17 protein-coding genes and 1 tRNA gene are annotated in these 23,771 nt (G+C 39.1%); 8 read left to right on the forward strand and 10 right to left on the reverse strand.

Features of this window, described 5'->3' with window-relative positions; translation table 11 throughout:
- Positions 1 to 11: 11 nt before the first annotated feature.
- From ACZZZW_RS19145 to ACZZZW_RS19160, 4 genes are all read right to left on the reverse strand, one after another.
- The gene (locus ACZZZW_RS19145; RefSeq protein WP_463495864.1) at positions 12 to 1,280 is read right to left on the reverse strand and encodes a DUF5000 domain-containing lipoprotein; all 1,269 of its coding nucleotides are present in this window, start codon (positions 1,278 to 1,280) and stop codon (positions 12 to 14) included.
- A 14-nt stretch (positions 1,281 to 1,294) separates the two neighbouring features.
- Positions 1,295 to 3,220: a RagB/SusD family nutrient uptake outer membrane protein gene (locus tag ACZZZW_RS19150; RefSeq protein WP_463495866.1), complete on the reverse strand. Its 1,926-nt coding sequence runs from the start codon at positions 3,218 to 3,220 to the stop codon at positions 1,295 to 1,297.
- Positions 3,221 to 3,231: 11 nt separating this feature from the next.
- Positions 3,232 to 6,474 (reverse strand): SusC/RagA family TonB-linked outer membrane protein, encoded by a 3,243-nt coding sequence (locus tag ACZZZW_RS19155; protein ID WP_463495868.1) that lies wholly within the window; start codon positions 6,472 to 6,474, stop codon positions 3,232 to 3,234.
- A gap of 141 nt (positions 6,475 to 6,615) precedes the next feature.
- A complete protein-coding gene (locus ACZZZW_RS19160; RefSeq protein WP_463495870.1) occupies positions 6,616 to 8,025 on the reverse strand; it encodes an alpha-L-fucosidase in 1,410 nt (469 codons plus the stop codon).
- Positions 8,026 to 8,264: 239 nt separating this feature from the next.
- Here ACZZZW_RS19160 and ACZZZW_RS19165 point away from each other — a divergent pair, with 239 nt between their 5' ends.
- From ACZZZW_RS19165 to ACZZZW_RS19185, 5 genes are all read left to right on the forward strand, one after another.
- Positions 8,265 to 9,698, forward strand: a complete 1,434-nt coding sequence (locus ACZZZW_RS19165; RefSeq protein ID WP_463495872.1) for a sensor histidine kinase — start codon at positions 8,265 to 8,267, stop codon at positions 9,696 to 9,698.
- Positions 9,699 to 9,709: 11 nt separating this feature from the next.
- On the forward strand, positions 9,710 to 10,414 hold the full coding sequence (locus ACZZZW_RS19170; RefSeq protein WP_463495874.1) for a response regulator transcription factor: 705 nt from the start codon (positions 9,710 to 9,712) through the stop codon (positions 10,412 to 10,414).
- Positions 10,415 to 10,849: 435 nt separating this feature from the next.
- Entirely contained in the window at positions 10,850 to 11,710 is an 861-nt protein-coding gene (locus tag ACZZZW_RS19175) for a chromate resistance protein ChrB domain-containing protein (protein WP_463495876.1), read from the forward strand.
- 60 nt (positions 11,711 to 11,770) lie between these two features.
- Positions 11,771 to 12,952 carry a chromate transporter gene (locus tag ACZZZW_RS19180; RefSeq protein WP_463495878.1) on the forward strand — a complete coding sequence of 394 codons (1,182 nt, stop codon included), beginning with the start codon at positions 11,771 to 11,773 and terminating at the stop codon, positions 12,950 to 12,952.
- 10 nt (positions 12,953 to 12,962) lie between these two features.
- Positions 12,963 to 13,502, forward strand: coding sequence for a hypothetical protein (locus ACZZZW_RS19185; protein WP_463495880.1), 540 nt, complete (start codon positions 12,963 to 12,965; stop codon positions 13,500 to 13,502).
- Positions 13,503 to 13,996: 494 nt separating this feature from the next.
- On the opposite strand, the gene ACZZZW_RS19190 is transcribed toward ACZZZW_RS19185, so the two are convergent.
- On the reverse strand, positions 13,997 to 14,428 hold the full coding sequence (locus tag ACZZZW_RS19190) for a VOC family protein (RefSeq protein ID WP_463495882.1): 432 nt from the start codon (positions 14,426 to 14,428) through the stop codon (positions 13,997 to 13,999).
- Positions 14,429 to 14,766: 338 nt separating this feature from the next.
- Here ACZZZW_RS19190 and ACZZZW_RS19195 point away from each other — a divergent pair, with 338 nt between their 5' ends.
- Positions 14,767 to 15,645 carry a ligand-binding sensor domain-containing protein gene (locus tag ACZZZW_RS19195; RefSeq protein WP_463495884.1) on the forward strand — a complete coding sequence of 293 codons (879 nt, stop codon included), beginning with the start codon at positions 14,767 to 14,769 and terminating at the stop codon, positions 15,643 to 15,645.
- Positions 15,646 to 15,676: 31 nt separating this feature from the next.
- Here the strand turns inward: ACZZZW_RS19195 and ACZZZW_RS19200 are convergent, their stop codons facing one another.
- The 4 genes from ACZZZW_RS19200 to ACZZZW_RS19215 form a co-directional block, all read right to left on the reverse strand.
- On the reverse strand, positions 15,677 to 16,345 hold the full coding sequence (locus tag ACZZZW_RS19200) for a hypothetical protein (protein WP_463495886.1): 669 nt from the start codon (positions 16,343 to 16,345) through the stop codon (positions 15,677 to 15,679).
- Between the two features lie 67 nt (positions 16,346 to 16,412).
- A complete protein-coding gene (locus ACZZZW_RS19205; RefSeq protein ID WP_055907129.1) occupies positions 16,413 to 17,000 on the reverse strand; it encodes a Crp/Fnr family transcriptional regulator in 588 nt (195 codons plus the stop codon).
- Positions 17,001 to 17,446: 446 nt separating this feature from the next.
- A tRNA-Ile gene (locus tag ACZZZW_RS19210) sits at positions 17,447 to 17,520 on the reverse strand.
- Between the two features lie 202 nt (positions 17,521 to 17,722).
- Positions 17,723 to 18,421, reverse strand: a complete 699-nt coding sequence (locus ACZZZW_RS19215; RefSeq protein WP_463495889.1) for a DUF1826 domain-containing protein — start codon at positions 18,419 to 18,421, stop codon at positions 17,723 to 17,725.
- 244 nt (positions 18,422 to 18,665) lie between these two features.
- Here ACZZZW_RS19215 and ACZZZW_RS19220 point away from each other — a divergent pair, with 244 nt between their 5' ends.
- Complete coding sequence (locus tag ACZZZW_RS19220; protein ID WP_463495891.1) at positions 18,666 to 20,759, forward strand: HRDC domain-containing protein; 2,094 nt, start codon at positions 18,666 to 18,668, stop codon at positions 20,757 to 20,759.
- Between the two features lie 78 nt (positions 20,760 to 20,837).
- Positions 20,838 to 22,106: an Hsp70 family protein gene (locus ACZZZW_RS19225; RefSeq protein WP_463495893.1), complete on the forward strand. Its 1,269-nt coding sequence runs from the start codon at positions 20,838 to 20,840 to the stop codon at positions 22,104 to 22,106.
- A 589-nt stretch (positions 22,107 to 22,695) separates the two neighbouring features.
- Here the strand turns inward: ACZZZW_RS19225 and ACZZZW_RS19230 are convergent.
- On the reverse strand, positions 22,696 to 23,472 hold the full coding sequence (locus tag ACZZZW_RS19230; RefSeq protein ID WP_463495895.1) for a helix-turn-helix domain-containing protein: 777 nt from the start codon (positions 23,470 to 23,472) through the stop codon (positions 22,696 to 22,698).
- Positions 23,473 to 23,771 lie beyond the last annotated feature (299 nt).

The raw sequence follows: 23,771 nt of genomic DNA on the forward strand, positions 1-23,771 counted from the left end.
TTCTTTAATTTTTAATTGGTGTTTCCCCAAAAAGATAATTCCATTACGTGTGCAAAATCTGCATTGCCCCACGTAGTGTTAACAGCCAGCCTGATAAACCTCACTTTCGGTATATCCAAAGCGATATTAAACTCAAAGCCAGCTTTTACAGCTGCAAGATCAAGAGGTGTGGTTTGCCCTGGTGCATTGCCTGATGGCGGAGGCGGACAGGTAAAATTGCCAAGATTAATCCAATCGCCAACTACAGTACCTTTTGCTGATGTTACAGGTAAATCGATATCTGCCGGTGCGGTTTTGGCCGATCCCCAGAGTGTCCACCCTTTAGGGTTACCATGGTTATAGGAGTAATCGTTTCCATAGGCTTCACCCCTTTCCCACAATTTATAGCGGCTAAGCTTGGTGAGCACGCCCATATCGAAAGTACAGAGTTGTAATGGTTTTCCATAACCAGCTTCAGTATGCCACCCTGGGTCGGTGGTATTATTGTCCCACAGCCTCGTTGTATTCCAACCCAGGCCAGTTGCCCCAAGTGGAGAATCTGAAGGTAACCTATATTCGCTAAACTGAGCTTTTGGCACCATAATTTCAAATATTGGGCTGATGGATTTATATAAGGTATCGGATATATTTCCCCACCTATCGGTTACGTATACGCCAAAATCTCGTTTTAAGGTATCAAATCCCCTTACACTAAAATTAATGCTTTCGGCTTCGGTATAAAACTGCTCAATCGGCAGCATTTTTCCCGTTGTTTTATCGTTGGAGATCACAATAACACCAATTGCTTTTTTAGCAGGATTACTGGCTGTTACATTTACACCGCCAAAATCGGCCTGGAGCTGAACGGTTGGGTAAACCGACAGGTAAGATGGTGTTGCAGGATGTACGCGCACCTGAATTGGATCACTTTTCACATTTGCACGCGATACTGCGTAAAGTGTAACATCATAATCGCCGCTTTTTTCAAAACCTTCTACCTTAATTGTGTCGCTATAGTAGGAAGATTTGCTTTGCCTCACCGTTCGCGCATTGATCCGGTATTCTGCCTGTACATAAAGCAGGTTTTCAGAATTGGGTAGTTTATAAGAAATTACTGCGGCACCGGCCAGGTTATCTACTTTTACTCCGGTAAGTGCACCGGGTTTTGTCATATCATTTGATACTACATCATTAAAACCTTCACTTTCCTTACAGGAATTAAGCGAGAAGGCTAACAGTAACAGTGCAAGAAATTGCAAGCTGCTAAGCCGGTTATATATTTTTGAGCTAATTTTCATCATCGTATGTTTAAAATTTACCAATAAGGATTTTGAACCAGGTTTGGATTAACAATCAGGTCGTTGTACTTAAGCGGCCATAAATAATCTTTTAAACCAAATACCGGGATTACAAGATTGCGCTGGCGGTAATAACCTTCTGGTGTGGCATCCTGAATATTCCAGCCCTGAAGCGGTTTGCTTAATACCTCCTGCATCACTTTCCAACGGCGTAAATCCCACCCAATTCTACCTTCGAAACACAGTTCAATGCGCCGTTCCTGCTGGATAATTGAACGCAAACCATCTTTACTTGATGCTTTGCCCGGATTAACCGAATACTGCGCCCAGGATTCTTTAACACCTTTTAAACCTGCACGTGTACGTACTTTATCGATATAAGTATACACATCGGCCGTAGGGCCATTTACTTCATTAAGTGTTTCTGCGTAAAGCAGGTAAAGTGCGGCCAACCTGATTAATGGCACCCTAAAGCTTGCCTGGGTTACCTCAGTACCAAAAACCGACTGGTAATTAACGAGTTTACTTGGCCAGTAGCCTGATACGTTTACCCTGATATTATCTTTCGGCCCAGCCAATGAAGTTCCACCACGGGCCTGCACATACAGCATATTTTCAGGATCTGTTTGTCCGTTCCCAAAAAAACAGCTTCCATCAAAAGATAAATCCGCATAAAAACGGGGTTCCCTATCCATGTGCATTTTGATGGTTTGATAGCCACTTTTTAAATAATATTTGCTTTCGGCAGGTGCCGCAGCAACAGCATAACGGCCCCGGTAATCGTAACTTGCATCTTCTGCCATCGGCACTCCATTTTTAGAATAAAACAGTTCTGCCATCCCGATAGGTACGGCAAAATTGCCTGGTGCACCACCCATATTTTGTACCATGGCATTGGTAAGCCTAGGCATAGCCATCGATTGGAGTCCGAATTCGGTGTTAAGGGCCCAAATTACTTCCGGATTTTTCTCCCAGTTTTCGGTAATGCTCTGCCTGATATCCATAACCGTTTTTAATGGCGCTGGTATAGTTGGAAGATTGCCTGGAGAAGTAAAACGGTAAAGTGAAAGATTGCTTTCTTCGCATGATTTTACTGCAGCCTGGCAGGCAAGCATGGCTTTGTTCCATTTTTCGGCACTATAAGCAGCCGGAAACAGGTTAATCCCATCATTATCCTTAAAACCAGTATAATCGGGGTTGCCGTTAAAAAACGGACTTGCCTGTGTGGTAAGCACTTCTGCCTTAACTGATAAAGCAATATTTTGCGTAATGCGGCCTAAACTCCTTGCAGGATCCTGAATGGTGCGTGGAAGATCGGGTGTGGCCTCATCCAATAATGATACGATATAGGCAAAAGCTTCATCAACAGGTGCACGTTTTATTCTTACATCTTCAGTACCGGCATCAATAGGCAAATTCTCTTTAATTAAAGGAACCGGGCCATACATCCTCAACAGGTAAAAGTGATAATAAGCTTTTAAAAACTTTACCTCAGCAATCCAGCGGTTGCGTTCAAATTGAGGCAGGTCTTTTGGTCGGTTAATATTCTCCAGAAATATATTACACCTCCTAATGGCTTTAAAAATCGGCTGCCCAAGTTGCTCACCATCCCAGTAATTTAAAGATGGATTATCAGTACTTTGCACCCCTCTAATCAGGTGGAAACCTTGCTCAGCATCTCTGCTACCCAATGTGGCTTCGGTTAAAGTGTTGGGGAAATAAATTTCGCCTGAGGAGGTAAAAGCCGCATCGGTATTTGAGGGGCCCATGTTCTGTATGGTAGAGTAACAGGTAAAAAGGTAATTTTCGGCCTCATTTCTGTTTCTAAAAGCATAATCGATAGTGGCCACATTATCTGGTGTTACATCCAGGTATTTCTTGCAGGATACGGTTGTTCCCGTAACCACTGCAATGAGTAGGAGAAGTTTGATGTTAAATTTCATTACAGGTGCGCTTATAAGTTTACGTTGATTCCAATATTGTACACTTTCTGGATCGGGTAGCTAAAGCCGTTTGAAGCCAACTCCGGATCCCAATCTTTAAACCTGCTCCAGGTAAATGGATTTAAGGCATTAAAATAAATCCGGCAATTGGATAAGAATGCTTTTTTGGCCAACTTTTCTGGCAAGGTATAACCTATCTCTATTGATTTTAACCTGATAAATGCACCATCACGCATCCACCACGAACTGGTTTGCAGGTTGTTGCTGATCTCGGAAGAAGTGGTTCCCAAACGGGGATACTTGGCATAAAGATTCTGATTTTCCTCTGTCCAATGGCTATCGGCAAATTGTTGCAATACCTGTCTGTTTTCGAGAAAGGGACTAACCTGAGATGGATCAATAAAAAAACTTGTACGGCCTACGCCTTGAAAGAACAAGGAAAGATCGATCTTTTTAAATCCCATTGAAAGGCCTGCACCATACACAATTTCGGGTGTAGCCGGCAACCCTAAAAAAACCTGATCGGCTTCGGTTATCTTGCCATCATTATTTACGTCGGTATATTTAATATCACCTCCCTTTGGCGCAGAAGCACCTGCTCCAAAAAGCTGTGTTGGCGAAGCAGCCGCCTCCTGGTCATCAACAAATAAACGCTCGGCAATGTAACCCCACCTTACACCGATTTTCTGGCCCGAAAGTATTCTCCATGGTTCTTTATATGCAGGTTGCTCGTATTGACCGTATTTATTTTGCGAAAAGGTAAAGTTTGTTCTGCCCGACATCCAAAAGCCTCCTCTGAAGGTTTTACTATAATCAGCAGAAAAATCAATTCCGCGCGAATCAGCAGTGCCAAGGTTTGCACTCACACCCGATTCTAACCCCATACTGGTAGGGATAGATGCACGTTGCATTAAAATATTGTAACGGTGTTGTTTGTATACTTCGGCAATAATGTTTAAACTTTTAAACAGGCTAATCTCAAGTCCGATATTCGTTTGCCTAGAAGTTTCCCAGGTTACCGCGTCATTTGCGTAATTGGTAATGCTTACACCTGGCCTGCTTACCCCATTGTTTTGACCAAAAAAGGCAGGATTGCCCCCGTTAAGGTTTACATTAGACAGGTAGAAGAAACGTTGTGCACCAATGGCATCGTTACCTACCAAACCATAACTCGCGCGTAATTTAAGTTTATTAACCGCTCCTTTTAAACCGCCATCCCAAAATTTCTCATTCGAGATTACCCATGAACCGCCAATTGTTGGGAAGAAACCAAACCTGTTTTTATCTGCAAAGCGTTCCGATCCGTTGTAGCCAAAATTAAATTCGGCAAAGTAGCGGTTATCATAAGCGTAACCTAACCTGCCCGATAAACCAACATTCCGGTAAGGAAGTGAATACTGCAAACTGGATAAATTGGTTGCAGGATCGATGGCATTGGCATAAAGACGCTGCTGCCTGGTTGCAATTAATGTGCTGCTAATGTTGTGTTTGCTGCCTATCTGTCGCGAATAATCCAATACGCCCTGCATGTACACAAAAGTATTGATATCCTTAAAACCGGGATCAAAACTCAAGTACTCTGAAGCCTGCCCCGGCTGGTTATTGATCCAGTTAAGCGTATATTGATTGCTCACCCGATCATAAGAAGCTATATTATAAAAAAACGGCGAATATTGCCTCGTTAAATCAAAGTAAGAATACCTGTTGGTATTAAACATTCCTTTAAAGGATAAACCTTTTGTAAGGAAGTTAAGATCCTGATTAAGTTCTAATTGTGCCGACATTCTTGACCTGGAGAAAGATTTATAGCCTTTCATCATATCTGCATATGGATTGGAAAAACCAACTGTGTTTCCGGTACCCTCAGTTGAACTGTTGCCGAAAAGAATGTGTGTATCAATACCCAATGATGGATCTGCAGGAAAAAATGCAGGAAACAATACCGGACTGGTATGAAGTGCTTTTTTATACAGATCGGCAGAGAAAGAGCCGTCGTCGGTTATAGGGCCGTTGTACTCATCAAAAGTACCCGAAAGCCTTAAAACCACCTCAGTAGTAGGTGTAACATTGATGTTGACGTTAGAACGGAGCTGATAGTTTTCTAGCTTTACATTATTGTTAAAATTATTTACCGGACTAACTTTTAATATCCCGTTATCGCGGTTGTAAGAAGTACCAATGTAGTACCTGGCAATTTTGCCGCCGCCGCTTACGCTACCGTTAAGCCTTTGGTTGTTGGTACTTTGTTTAAAAAGTTCATCAATCCAGTTTACAGCAGGATATACATATCTGTTGCTTCCCGGTGCACCACTTAAAGTTTGCTCACGGTTGTAAATATCGTTTTGGCTAAACCTGGGTACACCTAAGGGGTTCCTTGTGGTAATGGCCTCGTTATACATTTTCATAAAAGTGATGGGATCGACAATTTTTAGGTTTTGCGTAGCCTGCGAAATCGAGTTTTCGAAACGTACGTTTACTTTTGCATTGCCTTCTACACCTTCTTTTGTGGTTACCAATATTACGCCGTTAGCCCCCCTTGCGCCATATAAAGCCGTGGCACTGGCATCTTTTAAGATGGAGAAACTGGCAATATCATCAACCTGTAACCTCGCCAGATCGGTTGGGGTAAGTTCTACGTTATCTACCAAAATCAAGGGATCTTGTTTGTAACCGAATGTGGTAACGCCACGGATAAAAAAGGTTGAATTATCAAGCCCTGGCTGGCCGCTGCGTTGGTAAGCCACTACCCCGGCAATTTGCCCGGCCATGGCATTGGTGAGGTTACTGGAAGGGATTTTAAGTTTAGAAGGTGTAATGCTGGTTACAGATCCTACCATGGCTTCTCTACGCTCCTTTTTGCCAAAGGCTGTAACCACCACATCCGTAAGGTTGTTATCATCAGATTGAAGAACGAGATCTACTTTTAAATTTTGGGCATCTGCAATAAAAGTAATCTGCTTAAAACCTACCGATGATACTACAACTGTAGATTTGGCTGTAACGTTGAGTGCAAATTTACCATTGGCATCGGTAATTGTTCCGGCACCTCCCTGGCTTTTAACCTGAAGGCTCACCCCTGGAATACCCAAACCGAGTGAATCTTTAACAGTTCCGGTAATTTTGATTGTTGCGCCCTGTTGCGCATGTATGGGGCTGCCCAAGAGCAGTAAACAGACACTAAATACTGAAAACAGTACCCAGAGATTCCCCAGATAAGGCAAATGCCTTACCCTAGCAGTAAAATTTTGGTTCATAAAGTTTGGTTGGTTTATGTTAGGATTGTTTCAAAAAATGCTTGTAGATATGTTTTGGAGTAGTTAATTCCCACCTGTACCTGGCAAACAAGGGCAGTTAATAAATTAGCCGGGCCAAAACTGAACCGGCTAACCTATATCTTATTTTCTTTCGTTAAATACACCTACTTCGGCAATAGCAGGCGGGCTGTCGAAATTGGTAATGCTTACCTTTATTTTTTCGCACCAAATGCGCTCAAACCTAAAAATACATACCTTTTTTTCTCCTTCGTTTTTAGCAGCTAAAGCATTCCATTTACCATTTGCATAATACTGCAAAGTGTAGGTGGCTTTACGGTTATTACCGGCGGTTAAAACCACCATATTGCAAGGAACTGCTTTTTCGAAATTTAACTCATACCAGGGAGATTTTACAGTTGGATTTGAAGACCAGCTCGAACCGAAATCGTCATCATTGGCAAAATCCATAATGTTCATATCATCGCTCCAGCTGCTATTACTTTTTACATGTTTGGCAATGTTGCTCGAAATAATTGGCGCAGCATAAGCCGGTATGCGCGGAAGATCGGTAGGTTTTTTATAAATCTGCCCCATTTCTTTAAGTGCCGCCAAAGCATTATCATCAATCAGCCCGTTTTTGCCAGGAGCTACGTTAAGAATAAAATTGCAATAGGCACCGTTGTAAGGAATGATGAATTTGTTTACCAGCTCGGGTACACTTTTTACAGGTGTAGTAGGGAAAGATGTTTTCCAGAACCAATTGGCCTGAAGCGGTAAACAGGCAAGTGCCGGAAGTTTGTTGTTCTCTTTAGAAATAAACTGGCCTGCACCTTGTTCATACGATTTGATATCGGTATAAAACAATGCCTGTGTAGGATATTTTGCTGCATTCAAATCCATCACCAAACAGTTTGGCTGCAATGATTTAATTAGGTAATAAATGTCTTCAAAAGGTACCTGGTCATAAGAAATACGCGACCATGGTGCATCCCATCCATCAATAATCAGTGCTGTAATTTCGCCATAATTGGTAAGCAGTTCGGTAAGCTGATCTTTGATCATTTTAACGTTTGCAGGAGTTATCTGGTTGGGACGGATGCCATGATGGGTATCCAATATAGAATAGTATAACATTACCTTCAATCCATTTTTACGGAAAGCCTCCGTATATTCTTTTACCACATCGCGCTTAAGCGGCGTATTCATTACATTATATGCAGTTGTTTTGGTATTCCAGATCGGGAAACCGCTGTGGTGTTTAGTGGTTAAGCAACCATAAGTCATGTTTGCAGATTTTGCCGCTTTTGCCCATTGGTCAGCGTCGAGTTTTGGTGATTGAAACAGGGAAAGATCTGCATCAGGGTCCGACCAATCCTGATCCATAAAAGTTGGCATTCCATAATGGATAAACATGCCCAAACCAAGGTCTACAAAATCTTGCTGAAGCTCGGGTAATGGTTTATTGGCTGATTTTTGCTGGGCCATTGCCGGGTAAATAGCTGTCGTACCCGAAACGATAAGTAATAATGATAAAATCCTTTTAAAGGTCATTTCTCTGTTTTTTGGTTCTTGTATTTGTGTTAGTTGTTTAGAAAGATGTACTGGTGTACAGCTGGTTATCAATTTCAATCGCCTAATTAAAATGTGGTTGATGCACACCACCCAACTTTCATTATTCAAAGCTACATCCCACATCAAAGAAATTTGTCGAACGAAACCGTAACAGAAACCTAACAAAAGCTTAACGTTATGGTATTTATGAAATAATACGTCTATTTTTAATGGATAAAATGAAAGATCGTATATATAAGTCGGTAGTTTTGGTCAGCTTTCTGATATTGCTGCTGGTACAGCTCAGATTAACCTATAATTCTTATGTACTTAGAGACAGGGATTATAGTTTAAAGGAAAAAACGCTGATTAACGATGAATACGGACGCAGTATATCAGAAGATAAGGTGTATACCGGCGGTGGAAAGATTATCGACTCCATCCTCGCCAAAAATATGCCTGCGCTCAAACAAGCCTACCTAAATAACCGAAAAGAATTTGTTAAACTATCGCAACGGGTAAGCAATACACTGTTAAAAGATCTTCGGCAGCAAAGCACTATGGACAGTGTTTTCCAATCGATTGTTAAACGGAACGGCTTGGATAGCAACTTGCAATACCTCCTCACTTTTCAGCAAATCGAAATAAACTTCGACAATAAAATTGGTAACATTACCATATTCGATAACAATAGCCAAACTGATTTTAAAGCCAGGGAAAAAACGCCATATGGGGTAATTATCGACGGCACATTAACGGATCCAAATATCCAGAACAGGGTAACCAATCTTTCGGTTAGCGGCAAACTGGTTTACGATTACAGAATTACCTTTAATCTTTTTGTTGATCCTCCGGGCCGTACCTTAAAAGTGGCCTATCAAATGTTGCCTACATTTTCACTCGTTGCCTTGTGCATTATCATTATAGTGGGCATAAATTATTATACCTACATCAGCTGGATGCGGCAGAAAAAAGAGACCGATGTTAAATCTGATTTCCTGAATAGCATAAAGCACGAATTTAATACGCCCATAACCACCATTTTGGTGGCCAGTAAAAGTTTGCACGAAGATGAGGTACTGAATGACCGTACCCGCGTTAACACACTTGTAAATATTGTAGAAAGGCAGGCCCGGAGGCTCCATTCGCACATTAACCAAATGCTGGAGATTTCGGAAATTAACAACAACATCCACCTCGAAGAAACAGACCTTAATTATGCTGTACTTACACTGGTAAACGATTATAAAATAAAAGTGCAATCGCCAGATAGCCTTACCTTTGATCCTCATGGTTCGGAAATACTGATTATGATGGATCCTTTTGTGTTTACAACCATGCTGCAAAATATTTTGGATAACGCTTTTAAACACAACCAAAGTGAGGTAAAAATGACTGTGCTTTTTATTACCACCAATAAAGATGGTTACACCCTTCATATTAAAGATAACGGGAAAGGAATTGAAGAGGCAACCAAAGAAAAAATATTCGATAAATTTTACCGTGCAGGCAAAGATAATACGGTTTCGGGCCTTGGGCTTGGCTTATACTATGTTAAACAATGCCTTGATATTCATGGCTGGCAAATCAGCATACGATCAACACCAGGAAAAGGAACTGAATTTTTGGTGCATATCCCTGCTGAACAAGCCACAAATAATGCAAATCAATAATCCAACAAATTATGCTGTATGATATTGTAATAATTGAAGATGAAATAGACCTGGGCAACGTAATTTCCGAGTACCTGAAGTTAAGGGGCTTTAGTGTACTTTGGTTTAAAACTGCTACAGCGGCATTGGATTATTATAGTGCAAACCAACTTGATAATAAACTGGTGATTGTTGATGTACAGCTACCGGATATGAATGGTTTTGACCTGGCCACAGATATGGTAAAGATGAACCCAAGCCAGCCCTTTTTCTTTCTTACTGCACACAATGAAAAGCAAGACAGGATAAGGGGATTAAAAATTGGTGCGATAGATTATATATCGAAGCCATTCGAAATTGAAGAATTGGTTTTACGGATTGGGAATATCATTAATAAATTTTCGTGTAATGTAAAACCACCGGCTCCCGCTAAACCGGGTTTTATTAATGTAGGCGATATCAGATATCAAAAAGACCAGCTTTTTGTGATGATGCCAGATGGCAGGGAGGTATCATTAACGGTAAGAGAATCGGAAGTATTAGACCGTTTGGCGGGTAATATTAACCAGGTGGTTAAAAAGAAAGATATATTATTGGCCCTGTGGGGAAATGATGATTATTTTAACGGCAAAAGCCTGGAAGTGTTTATTTCGAGGTTACGCAGACTTTTTAAGGCCTCGGAGCAGGTAAGCATCGAAAATGTTTATGGATTAGGCTATATTTTGAAAGTGAAATGATGTAATTTCGATTAGTTCTCCAACATACGTATAAATACTATATAGCCTATATTGTGCTCGTTTGTAACGAGGATTGTCGAGATTCGCATTTCTAATGCGATCAGATAAACCACCCAATGCCTACATAGTCCTCGTTTGTAACAAGGATTGTCGAGATTCGCATTTCTAATGCGATCAGATAAACTACCTAATGGCTACATAGTCCTCGTTTGTAACGAGGATTGTCGAGATTCGCATTTCTAATGCGATCAGATAAACCACCTAATGGTTGGTGTCTCACCGACCATAAATTTCCCCTAAATAGCCTATATAGTCCTCCTTTACAACGAGGAATTTCAAGATTCCCATTTCGAATGCGATGAGTAAATTCACGCACCTGCCCTATCCATAAATTCAACTTGGATCATTAACTTTGCTTACCCCACAAATGTAAATATGAAATGGATTACCCGCGAACATCCGAAAATTGACCGGATTGCCTGTCCCTGGCTCATCAGGCGTTTTATCGATCGGGAGGCAGAAATAATTTATGTACCGGCAGATCAGGTGATGATTAAAGCAGAAGAACTCGGGGCCACACCTTTCGATATGCCGGGTGTAGAATACACACATTACAATGATCAGTGTACATTTGATTATTTTATTAAAAAGCACCAGTTAAAAGATGTGGCGCTTGATCGCATTGCAGCAATTGTTCGTGGTGCAGATACCGATCGGCATGATTTTGCGCCACAATCAGCAGGACTCGAAGCTGTATTTTCAGGCTTGGCCTACCACAGTACAAACGACCACGACTTGCTTACTTTGGGTATGCAGATTTACGATGGTTTGTATAGCTGGGCTAAACACCTCTACCACAAAAAACACACACAAGCCGGACCAGTTGAACAGATGTTGCTGGAAATATATACCAAATACCTAAGGGAAAACAAAGGAAAAAAAGCTCCTGCATGGGCCAACGAACTCAGAAACATGATTCAAGACCAGATGGACACCAACATGACCTTAAGCTTACAACAGGCATCAAATGAACTGGAAATTAATCCTGCCTATTTATCAAGAGAATTTTCAAAATACTTCGATAACCTATCTTTTGGAGACTATATCCGAAAAATGCGCATTGAAAAGGCCATGCTGTTGATAGAAACTACATCTTACTCATTAACAGAGGTTGCTTACCTAACAGGATTTTCAGACCAAAGCCACTTTAACCGGATTTTTAAAAAACAGACAGGAGAAAATCCGTCCGTTTACAGAAAAAAGCACCAAAAAAGTAAAATGGATACAAATAGTTAAATCCATACAATTTTAAGGTTTTGCGAATAAGCAATATTGTAACGAAATACAATTTGCTTGATGAGAGAAGAAACAGCTAAAACCAAACCACTGTATTCGCTAGCCGAAATTACGACCTATTTCCTGAAACTGGGTACCTGGGGATTTGGCGGTCCGGTTGCACTTGTAGGTTATATGCAGCGCGATTTGGTGGCGCAAAAAGGCTGGCTAACAGAAGACGAATACAAAGAAGGATTGGCATTAGCGCAACTGGCACCGGGGCCACTCGCTGCTCAGCTGGGTATTTATATTGGCTTTGTACATTATGGCTTATTGGGGGCCACTTTAACAGGATTGGCTTTTGTACTGCCCTCATTTATAATGGTTGTTTTACTGGGCATGGCCTATCAGTTATATGGGGGCCTGGCATGGATGCAAGCTGTATTTTATGGCGTTGGTGCAGCAGTAATTGGCATCATCAGCATGAGTGCCTATAAACTAACCGTTAAATCCATCAGCAAATTCGAAGTTAACGCCATAAAATCCAAATGGCTTTTATGGGTATTTTACATCCTAGGGATGGTAATCACAGTGATTACCGAAAAAGAAGAAATTTTATTATTTATAGGTTGCGGCATCATATACATGGTTGTTAAAGCCCCGCCAAAATGGATCAAAAGGCCTTCAACGCTTTCTTCTGGAATCCTGTTAAGTACAAGTTTTTGGCATTACGACAGCAAAACTTTACAAGAAATTGGTTGGTTTTTCGCCAAGGCAGGAGCTTTCGTATTTGGTAGTGGCCTGGCTATTGTGCCCTTTTTACACAGTGGAGTTGTAAAGGAATTTGGTTGGCTAACAGAAACTCAGTTTGTAGATGCTGTTGCTGTTGCCATGATTACTCCTGGCCCGGTTGTAATCACTGTTGGCTTTATCGGATATCTTGTTGCTGGCTTCCCTGGAGCATGTGTGGCAGCCCTTGCAACATTTCTACCCTGCTATCTATTTACCATAGCATTAGCACCTTCCTTTAAAAGGATTGCAAAAAATATCAGCATTAAAGCATTTGTAGAAGGCATTACCGCAGCGGTAATTGGTGCGCTGGTGGGTTCGGTTGTTGTAATTGCTGCACGCTCGATAAAGGATATTCCAACTGCATTGATCGCCATAGCAGCAATAGTTGCCCTTATTTACATCAAGAAATTGCAAGAACCCTATATTATTGGTGTTGCGGCAATATTAGGCTTATTAATCAAATTCATTTAAATCATCATATATGCACCACATTTTCTCACGATCATTTATAATCAGCAATACATTAATCTTGCTTTTCACCATTACACTAAATTTATCAATTAAGGCACAACAGACGGCTCAAACTTCAATTTACCCTAAAGTAACCGGTTATTTCAGCTTGCTCCACCCGATCGGATCATTAGACAAAAATGGATTTCACGATAACTTTTCGAATGTATACACACTCGCATTCCCATTTGGAATAAACATTTTAAAGAGCGACAAATTTGGCGTTAGCTTTGAGATAGCACCCAATATCCGTACGGAGCATAATATTTCTAAAGTAAGTTCGGTTTTGTTTCACCCGGGTGCAATGTTTCGCTTTAAACATGGATTTACATTTATTGGCCGTGTGGCATTCGAAACCAATGGCCGTTATGGCTTTACTCCGGTTTTTAACCAGGTAATAAAAAAAGGAAAGAATGTAAATTTATACGCAGCCCTACCTTTTCCTGTCCGGTTTGGTAACGATCAGGCGGCATCACTTTCTACAGGTTTGCAATTGGGAGTTAGTTTTTAAATTATTAGGATGTAGATTTTTGAAGCCTTTAAAGAGGTGGAATTGTTAAAGCATCAGCAATAATATAATTCCGTAAATTCGCTAATCAAAACAAAATGCAGAAATTGTTAATGTTTCCATAAAAGTAAGGCCATAAGCATCACACTGAGCACAAGAATAAAAAGTAATATACCTTTCGGAAATTTATCGTCGCTCATTCCACTTGCCTTTTTAGCTGAGGTTATCAAAGTATTATTCTGATCCTGCATCATTATAAAATTATGGTAAAGCAAATTTGACTGTGATTAGCAGAAAAAGATTAATAGCCACTGAATTTAAAATTCGAGGCAATGCCTGTTACGCATAAAGGTTGCTTAGTAACTTTCAAAAATGGTATAAACTTAATCCCTAGCATTTAAAATGCAAGAGTCAAAAAATTAGTCTTATAACCTGGCAATTGTAGTAAGATTCCCGCATGCGCGAGAATGACCAGCATAGTAGGGAAAACGACAAAACTATACCCCCTCCGGATCAAACTCTACAATCCATTCAATACCAAATTTATCTCTAAACATCCCCGCATAAGTACCCCATGGACTATCGCCAATCGGCCCTTCCACTTCCCCACCAACTGATAATCCATTAAATATTTTATCTGCTTCTTCCGTACTTTCGGCACTCACGTATATTTTAGAACGGTTTTCATTTTCATTTACCGGCCCCATAAACCCGGGAACATCGTTCGCAATCAATACATTATTTTTACCAAGCGGCAAGCCGATGTACATTATTTTATTTGCTTCTTCTTCCGCTACCTGAAAATCAGGACCTGATAAGTCTTTAAAACGGATGACTTTGGTAAACTCCCCGCCAAAAACTAATTTATAAAAAGTAAATGCTTCTTCGGCATTGCCATTGAAGTTGATCCAGGGATTAATTGCTCTCATAATTGCTTATTTTATTTCGTGTAATTTCTAAACTAAAATAATGATTGACAATTAGATTTTATAAAAATAATGCCTAACATTTTAATGATGGCCAAAATTAATTTATGGAATAATATTATTTGTCAAAGAATCAGAACGCTAAAATGTTTAACATAACTAAACTTTTAATTAAAATGTTTAGCTTAAATAAACAATATATTGTAATTTCATCATGGCTTTTTATAATGACTAAAAATTACATGATGCTATTTATTGCCTTCCTTTTAATTCTATTAAACAAACCATATAGAACGTTAATACCTAACTCTATTATTAATAACGCTTAATTACGCGCTAATATGTTTCGGAAACTGCATATCATCCTAAGTGCTGTACTTTTCTTTATAGTTATTCCAAATTTATTTCTTCATGCGCAAATTCCTGCCGTTAAGTTTATTGATGTTAATAGTGGCATACCCAATAATGATGTAACGACTATTTACCAGGATAATCGTGGATTAATGTGGATTGGTACTTATGATGGTTTAACCCGATATGATGGATATCATTTTATTGTATATCGAAATAATCTTTCGAATCCTAATTCATTGATAAATAACCGCATTAACTGTATAACACAAGATCACCTTAACCAAATATGGATTGGAACACGCAATGGGATTAGTCGATTTAACTATTCCATTAACCAATTTTCTAATATTAATTTCAAAAGTGTTCCCGGCAAGGGCATTCGCCAGTTAAAAGGGAATATAAACGCCATAAAAGAAGATGCTTTACACCATGTGTTCATCGCATCAGAAGTAGAAGGATTATTGACCTATAATTTTGTTTCGAATAAAGCAGAACAGATTCCACTCTATAAGCATAACAATTTAATTAGTTTTAATTACGCTGCATCAGCCATCACCTTAAACAACCAAAATGAATTATGGACGATGGTTAAAAATGTTGGCCTATGTAAATACAACAGCAAAAAAAACAGGCTGGAAGTAAGCAATACGCTGATAACTGAAGCCAGTACAATTGTGGCAGATCACTTGGGCAATATTTGGATAGCGACAGACATGGGGCTGCATCAATATTCACTAACCAGGCAATTGATGTTGCCCGTTATGCTTGCACAAAAGAAAATTAATCACATTAGTCTAGACAGTCAGAACATGCTCTGGATCGCATCTGATGGAAACGGAATTTTCACGATATCACCCGGAGAATGACTACCACGAAAATATGTTTAATAATATAACACTAGGCCGTCGCCTTTTCTAATCTGTTTAGTTTAAACAAACGATAAATGGCATAAATCCCAGGTATCATAGGCAATATTGCTGTCCACATACCTGGAAAATAGTAATTTCCTGTAGCGCCAAGGTAATAATTACTCATATTGACAATTAGATTTCCATGGATAGGAGCAGTAAGCGGATCCAATGTTGTTGCGTCCAGTTGTGGCTTGATGAGCGGAAAGATAAAATGTGAAAACTCCGCTACCCCTGGGCCTATAAAAATAAACCAGGCAACAAAACCAGCAATGGGAACTTTGTAATAAAGACCGAGTGCCGTAAGCGTGTAAATTGTAGGGCCAACCAGAGCAAATACCATCAGGAAACTTTTTTCACTCCATGGAATGCCAAAGAGCCTGCTCATTGCAGGAGCAAAACCCGTAAGGTATTCTTCTATAATATGGATCTGAAGACCTGCAACAGTAAGTAGAAAAAGCGGTAAAATAATTTTTGGGTCTACCGGTTTTTTAAGATAAGTGATATACCAGCAAATCAGGCCGATTAATGCAGATCCACCCACGATAATAACGGGAGGCAATCCGATAGCTAAATAACCCATTACCGGTACAACAAGGGTAAATACAAGTGCAATGACGAGGCTCAGCTTTTGCGGGATAGAGAATTTTGTTTTCATAACATTTAAATTAGTATATCAAAATTAGCCTATCTATGTCATCGAAAATTTATCAAAAGATAAAAAACTATAGTCCAGCCCTGATCCTGCTTAAAGAAACCTGAGTAATACCGAGATAACTGGCCAGGTCGCCGAGACTGATCCGTTGTAGGAGTTCCGGGTTCTCCTTTAAAAAGTTTTCGTAACGCGCAGAAGCCTGCTCTTCCAATATTTCACCAATCCTCGACATCATGTTAACAGAAGCCATGGAAACCAGTTTTCTAAAAAAAGTTTCCATCGCGTGAAAACGCGTGCAAAGCTTATCCATTTCTGTTCGTAAGATACGCGTAATCACCGTATCTTCCAAAGCCACAACTTCGTAGGTAGATGGTTTCTGCGAGAGGTAACTATCCAGAACGGTAAACATCTCCCCTTCGGCAAAGAAACGCATAATAAAAGTACGGTCACTACTTTCAAAGCCCGTTTTAACCAGTCCGCTGTTGATATAATATAGGTACCTACAGGTGGCTCCCTGAACTAATATAGCTTCTCCTTTTTTACAATAAAGGGTTTCTAATTGCCGGGAAAGCATTGCGGCTACATCTTCTTCCAATGCACCGAGATTGTTCACAAAGCCAATAAAATCCTGGCCGGATTGATACTTTTCTATCTCCATATTAACGATTTAGCCTGCAAGGCATCTTTTTGCGTCCGGTATAAATCTATGAGATAAATTTCAGATAATCTGGTCTTAATGTTTTGGGATCTAATTTTAAGTTCCGCTAAAGATGTAGGCTGGTTTTTTATTGTGCCATACCCTAATTTTCACATTCCATGTTCCGTCAGCCTTTTGATCTTTCTTGATTACGGTTGCAGAGATTGTTGCCATAATTAAAACATTAATTTAATCAAACTATTTTTTCCTAAGTTTTTCCTAAGTTTTGGATGAATTTGCATCAAAATTCCTAAGTTTTTCCTAAGTTTTCTAAACTAAATTAATCAAAAAAAGCTGTTGAACCTAATCCTCCAAAATGAGACAAGGCAATACGGATTAGCCTAAAATCGGCCTTTAAAGGCACAAAAAAGCCCTTCAGGCTATCCTGAAGAGCGACTTTTTGTAAGTGGGCCCACCTGGGCTCGAACCAGGGACCAAAAGATTATGAGTCTTCTACTCTAACCAGCTGAGCTATAGGCCCGGAAAAAAGGAATTCCTTTTTTGCGAGTGCAATGTTACAAAATTGAATTGAATTTATGAAAATGTTTTTTGCAATTTTTAATAGAAAAACAAATACAAACTCATTTTCAAGCCGTTAATCTTTATTAGTTTTATAATGTTGGAGCATTTCCTGCCTATATCATCAAGCAAAGCCCATTTTTAAAATAATATAAGCAGTTACTTTAACAGATTAAAAGCAATCTAAGCAACCCATCATATTCAGTGGGCGCACGGTGAACGCATGGTAAAACCATTTTTTCAGGATGATCTACCGCTAATCTCCACAGATGGCCTAATCCCAAATTTATGGGCATAGCACCGGCTTTAACCTCATAATGCAGATCGAAGTAATGCTCCTTTAAAAAGTTTTCAAATTCTGCGTCCGTACCACTATGTAATGCTTTAAGCTTTTGCCTGATTTCTGGAATCATAATTTTTTGCTCAGCCTCATCATTAGCTAAAATCTCACTCGGGGCACCATGGTAGGTACATAAAAAAGTATCTGTCCCGATTGGCGAACGGTCTACATGGAAAGAATATACATTAGTTGATATAAAATCAAATTCATCATCACGCTCATAACTTTTAAGCAGATTGAGCGAAGGCGAAGCACCGAAACCGGCCAATAATTGATAGTCATTTAAAATAAATGCTCTTGCTATACTGCCTTCTTTAGAGAGTTCAAGCGCATTAAGTGCTTCCATTGATACTTCTGTCAGGTTCTCTTTCAGTTCGAGTTTAGACATAATTTCGCAAAAATCACCTGCCAGGTTTCTAAACCAGCAAATTGCATTTACGTTTTCATAAAAGTCTGTTTCCACAAGCTCAGTAAAAGTAGAAACCACTTTAACCTGCTTGTTATCAGCAAATCCATTATTCATACTTTAAAAACTCTTTAATCATCTTATACTGATTGTTAGTTCAATATCCAATCTCCACCAGAACAAACAGTACAATAAGTTCCATTTGTCGAATGCCTTCAAACATAACCATATTTACATTAAAATATCAACGGTTTTTAAAGGTTCAGCAGGATATGGATCTTAATTTCAATTGCAATTGTGGATAAAACAAGGCATAATCTGTATCCAAATAAATTTCGAATAGGTTATTTTTGTGCTAGATATGAATTTCCCCGATCCGGACAACCAACTCCTTTTAGATTTTTTAGCCACCACCAATCAACCTGTTTTTTTAACTGGTAAAGCTGGAACAGGTAAAACCACACTTTTGCGGAAAATTAGAGATACCACCAAAAAGAATTTTGCTGTTGTGGCTCCCACTGCCGTTGCTGCAATTAATGCTGGTGGAGTTACCCTGCATTCTTTTTTCCAGATTCCCTTTGGTCCGTTGGTTCCCGTTGTTGATGAAAACGCAGAAACTAATTTTAAATATTCTGACGAAAAAACCAGGTTGTTGCGTTGCCTTGATCTTTTGATTATCGATGAAATCAGTATGGTGAGGGTCGATATTATTGATTTTATTGATCGTACCTTAAAACGCGTCAAAGGTTCTAACCTTCCATTTGGTGGTGTTCAGGTGTTAATGATTGGTGATCTTTATCAGCTCTCCCCCATCTTTCATGATGCATGGCATATTTTAGGCGCATATTATGCAAGTCCGTACTTTTTCGACAGTTTAATTTTTCGTTCCACACCAATGCTCACTTTTGTATTGGATAAGGTTTACCGCCAATCGGATCCTGTATTTCTGGATATCCTGAACGGCATGAGAGAAAATAACCTGGATAACAGCTTGCTTGAAAAACTGAATGAGCGTTATGATCCGTCATTGGATCAGGAATGGAAAGACGATTACATTACGCTTACAACGCACAACCAATTGGTTAACGAAATTAACCAGGGCTGTTTGGAAAAATTACCCGGAGAAATTTTCGAATTCAATGCAGCAGTAACTGGCGATTTCCCGAAAGATGCCTATCCTACCGATGAAAAACTACAGTTAAAACTTGGTGCCCAGGTAATCTTCATTAAAAATGATTCTTCGGGTAAAAAACAATTTTATAACGGTAAAGCTGCAAAAATCACCGCAATTGATAAAGATTTGATCAAGGTAAGTTTTACCAGCGATGGCAGGGAAATTGAAGTAGAAAAAGAAATTTGGCAGAATGTAAAATACAGCCTTAGCGACGACGAAAATAAAATCGACGAAACCAGTACCGGTTCATTTGCTCAATACCCATTTAAACTGGCATGGGCCATTACCGTACATAAAAGCCAGGGATTAACTTTCGATCAAGCAATAGTGGATGTGAGCACCGCTTTTACCCACGGGCAAGCCTATGTGGCACTCAGCCGTTGCAGAAGTTTAGAAGGCTTGATTTTAAAATCGCCGGTAGTTGCCGGAAACATCATCACTGATGCCAAGGTAATCGGTTTCACCAAAGCCAGCCACCAGGCTAAACCTACGCCCGAACTATTGGAACGTTATAGCCAGCAATATGCCTGGGGCCTTATCCACGAATTACTCGATTTTTCACTTATCTCTAAAGATTGGGAAAAACTCGGACGATCTAAACTCATCGATAAAGATGAAAAAAATGCTTTTTTATCCATTTATGAGCAGGGAAATCAAATTCTTCAGCATGAAATTTTAAAAGTTGCCAGAAACTTTATAACCAAAGAATTTTCAAAAATAAGTACACACGAAAATCCAGCAACCGAAACTGCTTTTATGGAACGTTTGCAGAAGGCCTCAGATTATTTCGTGCCTAAACTGGAACAGGTAATGACGCTCATGGCACGGATAGTGGCCATTAATTTTTATAACGATACCCATTCCGATAAGCTGCTTACCACCTTAAGCGACTGTAAAGATGCCCTTCAGGTTAAATTAGCTTTATTCAAAATTTCATGGAATCCTTTTTCCATTATAGATTATATCAGCACCTTACATGCCGCCAGCAATAAGCAACCTGTTAAAAAACCTGTTAAATCGAGCATTAAACCCAAAGAAATTTCCAATCCACAAGTTTATAAAAACCTGGTAGAATGGCGTAAAACCATAGCCACGCAGCGCGGAACGCAAGATTATGCAGTATTATCCGATTTGGCATTACTATCTATCGCCGAACGCATGCCCAGAACAACCGATCAGCTTGCCGCACTTAAAAGCGTAGGCATTGGCAATGCAAAAGAACTTGGCCAACAGATTACCCGCATCGTAAATGCACATTTGGGTACAAGTGAATTATTTTAGAAAAATTAGTTCAATAAAGCTTTTTTTAATACTTTCGCAACCCCATTTTATTCGCCACAAGCCAAACACATCAAGCCCATGAGTAAGTTTTTATACGGAATCGATTTTGGAACAACCAACTCGGCTCTTTCCATCTATGACGAAGAAAAAAAGGAAATTATAGATACGATTTCGATTCCTTCCTTAATTTATTTTACGGAAGTAAAAAGCATGATTGATGGCGAAAACCACATTGTAGGCGAAAAAGCAATAGATGCTTACCTGAATGATGGCATGAAAGGCCGGTTTATTAAATCCATTAAACAGATTCTTTCGAGAACAACATTTACCGAAACCCGTATTCACAACAAAAGGTACACAGCCTCCGATCTGGTTACGCTGATCCTTAAAGATTTGAAAGAAAAAGCCGACTTAATTACCGGCGAAGATTGCCAAAAAGCCATTATTGGTCGCCCGGTTTTCTTTGATGACGACAGCACCCAAAAAGATACCCTTGCCCAAACACGGTTAAAAAAAGCGGCAGAAAGTGCTGGTTTTACAGAAGTTCGTTTTCAGTTTGAGCCCATTGGGGCCGCATTTGCCTACGAGAAAACAATTAATAAGAAAGAACGTGTACTGGTAGCCGATTTAGGTGGTGGTACAACAGATTTTACTTACCTGATTTTAGATCCGGATAAAGTAGGAAGCAAAGACAGAAAAAACGATATGATTGCCTCAGGAGGCATTTATATTGGCGGCGATAGTTTGGATTCTGCCTTTATGTGGGACAAAGGAACGCCTTATTTTGGCAAAAACACCATGTATGAAGCCACCCGTGGTAAAGTTTTAAATGTACCGAAATCACTATTCGCCAATATCTGTACCTGGGATAAAATGAACTTCTTTAATGGTTTAAAAATCCAGAAAGAGATAGAAGAATACTATTATTACTCAGGAAACGATCCGAAGTTCAAAAACCTAATTACCCTGATTGAAAATAATCTCGGTTATTCTTTATTCAGATCAATCGAGAAAACAAAAATCGAACTTTCCGACCAACAACTTTCTACATTTGCCTATAGCAATATGGAAATTGAGATTGACGAAAATATTTCGCTCGATCAGTACAATTCAATTATCGAAAAAGACATCAACAAAATCGATGCTTACCTCGATCAGTTTATGGAAACCTATAAAATAAATCCACAAGATATCGATTGTTTGTTTTTAACCGGAGGAACATCGATGGTTTCTGCAGTACAAAGTCTGTTTAAGCGCAAATTTCCACACATACCGTTAAATTCTGGTGATAACTTTAAAAGTGTAGCCAAAGGATTGGCATATAGTGGCTATTTATTTGAAGAATAAAGGGTAACAATCAACATTGTCAGGCTAAGTTTTTTTTAACCACAGATAGACACAGATAAACACGGATTTCTAAAACAATTATGTGTTAAGTTATCAGTTGGTGCCTGACTTACTGGAACTTAGTTGTTGTACAAATGAAATTATTTCCTATTCCCTGGTCTGTGTCCTCAAATACCAGACTCTATTTTTAACCATAAATTCACACAGATGAACAGGGATTTTCCTTATCTGTGTGAATCCTTTTATCTGTGGTTAAAATAATTTCAATGTGTAAGCAATGCAATCTACCAGCATCTACCAAACTGAATTTCCACAAAAAAAAGGCATAGAAACACCTCAAATACAGCATTGTAAATACCAAAATACAGCATCGTAATAATATTAGGAATAATTTTCTTCTTTAAGCGAAGATTTTATAATTTAGCGGATGTAAAATTGGTGCGGCTGATCATTGGATACAGTAAACAAGGCCTTACGCGTTAGGCGCAATAGCAATTGATGTTGTGAGGTTCGGAAGCCTGTTTTCTAGAAGAGATGAAATCAAACTGATGGCCATTTCTTTGCCAGACGCACCAATTTTCATTTTTCCCTAAACCAATTTACTAAACTGCAGTGCAGAAATTCCCTTGTGGCGTTTAAAGCTCGTCATAAATTTAGTGGTTTGTTCAAAGCCCAGCATATCAGCTATTTCATCAACACTAAATTCACTTTGGATCAATAATTCCTCTGCCTCCCTCATAATTCTATCTTTAATTAGTACGGTTAAGCTTTTTCCCAATACCCGGTCTAAAAATTTATTCAGTTTTCCGGTGCTCATACCCATACCTTCTGCATAAAAAAGAATAGACCTTTCTGTTCTGAAATATTGTTCCAAAATAGCCCTGAAACGTAATACGTGTTGCAATTCATCTAAAGTTAACGCGGCAAGATATCCGTCTAAACCAGCAGTAAATCCTAAAAATAAGGATAAGTATTGCGCCATAAAACGAATGTCCTTTTTAGCATTGATTTCCCTTTTTAACTGATCAAGTAAGGAGTAAGTTTTTGAAGACTCCGGATGTGTTAAATCACGATAAGATAAATTGATAAAAAGGTTTTTTGCAAGTGGATCTAAATGTTGCAGTAAAAACTCTGCATATAACAAACTACTAAAGTTTAGCCAATAACCTGAGGTAATTTTTCCTTCAAGCCTAACAAGTCCCTCTTCAGGAATAAAAAAAATTCTTTGAGGCATTAAATCATAATCGCCAGAATTCATACACAAAGAACCACTCGCCTCTTTAACGATCAGCATACGCATCGGATATATCGCTTGTAACGCACGCTCTCTATTAAAAACCCCGCTAATTGGCTCTAACTGTATCATAATAAACTTAAAGGATAAACATTAGTAAGACAGAAATAGTTCAACCAGGTTACAGCTTGTTAATCTTATTACAGGTTTACTTTATTTTGTCAGGCACAAATATCGCAAAAAAGCACTCTAAAACACCATAAAGCCTAATTTATTAGACAAATATTAATCATTTTTGGCGAAAATTAAAATATTTGTAAGTGGAAAAACCAGCTATTAGACAAAATTTAAATATATAAATGCATTCAAAAAATATCATTAAGACAGTTTTTTTTGGAGAAAACAGATTTACAAATAGTGCAATTTCTTAA

Source organism: Pedobacter sp. AC379 (assembly GCF_979258145.1).

Bases quoted from the DNA above. Each gene is read 5' to 3' on its own strand.
- ACZZZW_RS19195 (WP_463495884.1), top strand. From the start codon at position 14,767: ATGTTTCGGAAACTGCATATCATCCTAAGTGCTGTACTTTTCTTTATA.
- ACZZZW_RS19230 (WP_463495895.1), bottom strand. From the start codon at position 23,472: ATGATACAGTTAGAGCCAATTAGCGGGGTTTTTAATAGAGAGCGTGCG.
- ACZZZW_RS19225 (WP_463495893.1), top strand. From the start codon at position 20,838: ATGAGTAAGTTTTTATACGGAATCGATTTTGGAACAACCAACTCGGCT.
- ACZZZW_RS19160 (WP_463495870.1), bottom strand. From the start codon at position 8,025: ATGACCTTTAAAAGGATTTTATCATTATTACTTATCGTTTCGGGTACG.
- ACZZZW_RS19180 (WP_463495878.1), top strand. From the start codon at position 11,771: ATGAGAGAAGAAACAGCTAAAACCAAACCACTGTATTCGCTAGCCGAA.
- ACZZZW_RS19150 (WP_463495866.1), bottom strand. From the start codon at position 3,220: ATGAAATTTAACATCAAACTTCTCCTACTCATTGCAGTGGTTACGGGA.
- ACZZZW_RS19200 (WP_463495886.1), bottom strand. From the start codon at position 16,345: ATGAAAACAAAATTCTCTATCCCGCAAAAGCTGAGCCTCGTCATTGCA.
- ACZZZW_RS19185 (WP_463495880.1), top strand. From the start codon at position 12,963: ATGCACCACATTTTCTCACGATCATTTATAATCAGCAATACATTAATC.
- ACZZZW_RS19170 (WP_463495874.1), top strand. From the start codon at position 9,710: ATGCTGTATGATATTGTAATAATTGAAGATGAAATAGACCTGGGCAAC.
- ACZZZW_RS19220 (WP_463495891.1), top strand. From the start codon at position 18,666: ATGAATTTCCCCGATCCGGACAACCAACTCCTTTTAGATTTTTTAGCC.
- ACZZZW_RS19155 (WP_463495868.1), bottom strand. From the start codon at position 6,474: ATGAACCAAAATTTTACTGCTAGGGTAAGGCATTTGCCTTATCTGGGG.
- ACZZZW_RS19175 (WP_463495876.1), top strand. From the start codon at position 10,850: ATGAAATGGATTACCCGCGAACATCCGAAAATTGACCGGATTGCCTGT.
- ACZZZW_RS19165 (WP_463495872.1), top strand. From the start codon at position 8,265: ATGAAAGATCGTATATATAAGTCGGTAGTTTTGGTCAGCTTTCTGATA.
- ACZZZW_RS19190 (WP_463495882.1), bottom strand. From the start codon at position 14,428: ATGAGAGCAATTAATCCCTGGATCAACTTCAATGGCAATGCCGAAGAA.
- ACZZZW_RS19205 (WP_055907129.1), bottom strand. From the start codon at position 17,000: ATGGAGATAGAAAAGTATCAATCCGGCCAGGATTTTATTGGCTTTGTG.
- ACZZZW_RS19145 (WP_463495864.1), bottom strand. From the start codon at position 1,280: ATGATGAAAATTAGCTCAAAAATATATAACCGGCTTAGCAGCTTGCAA.
- ACZZZW_RS19215 (WP_463495889.1), bottom strand. From the start codon at position 18,421: ATGAATAATGGATTTGCTGATAACAAGCAGGTTAAAGTGGTTTCTACT.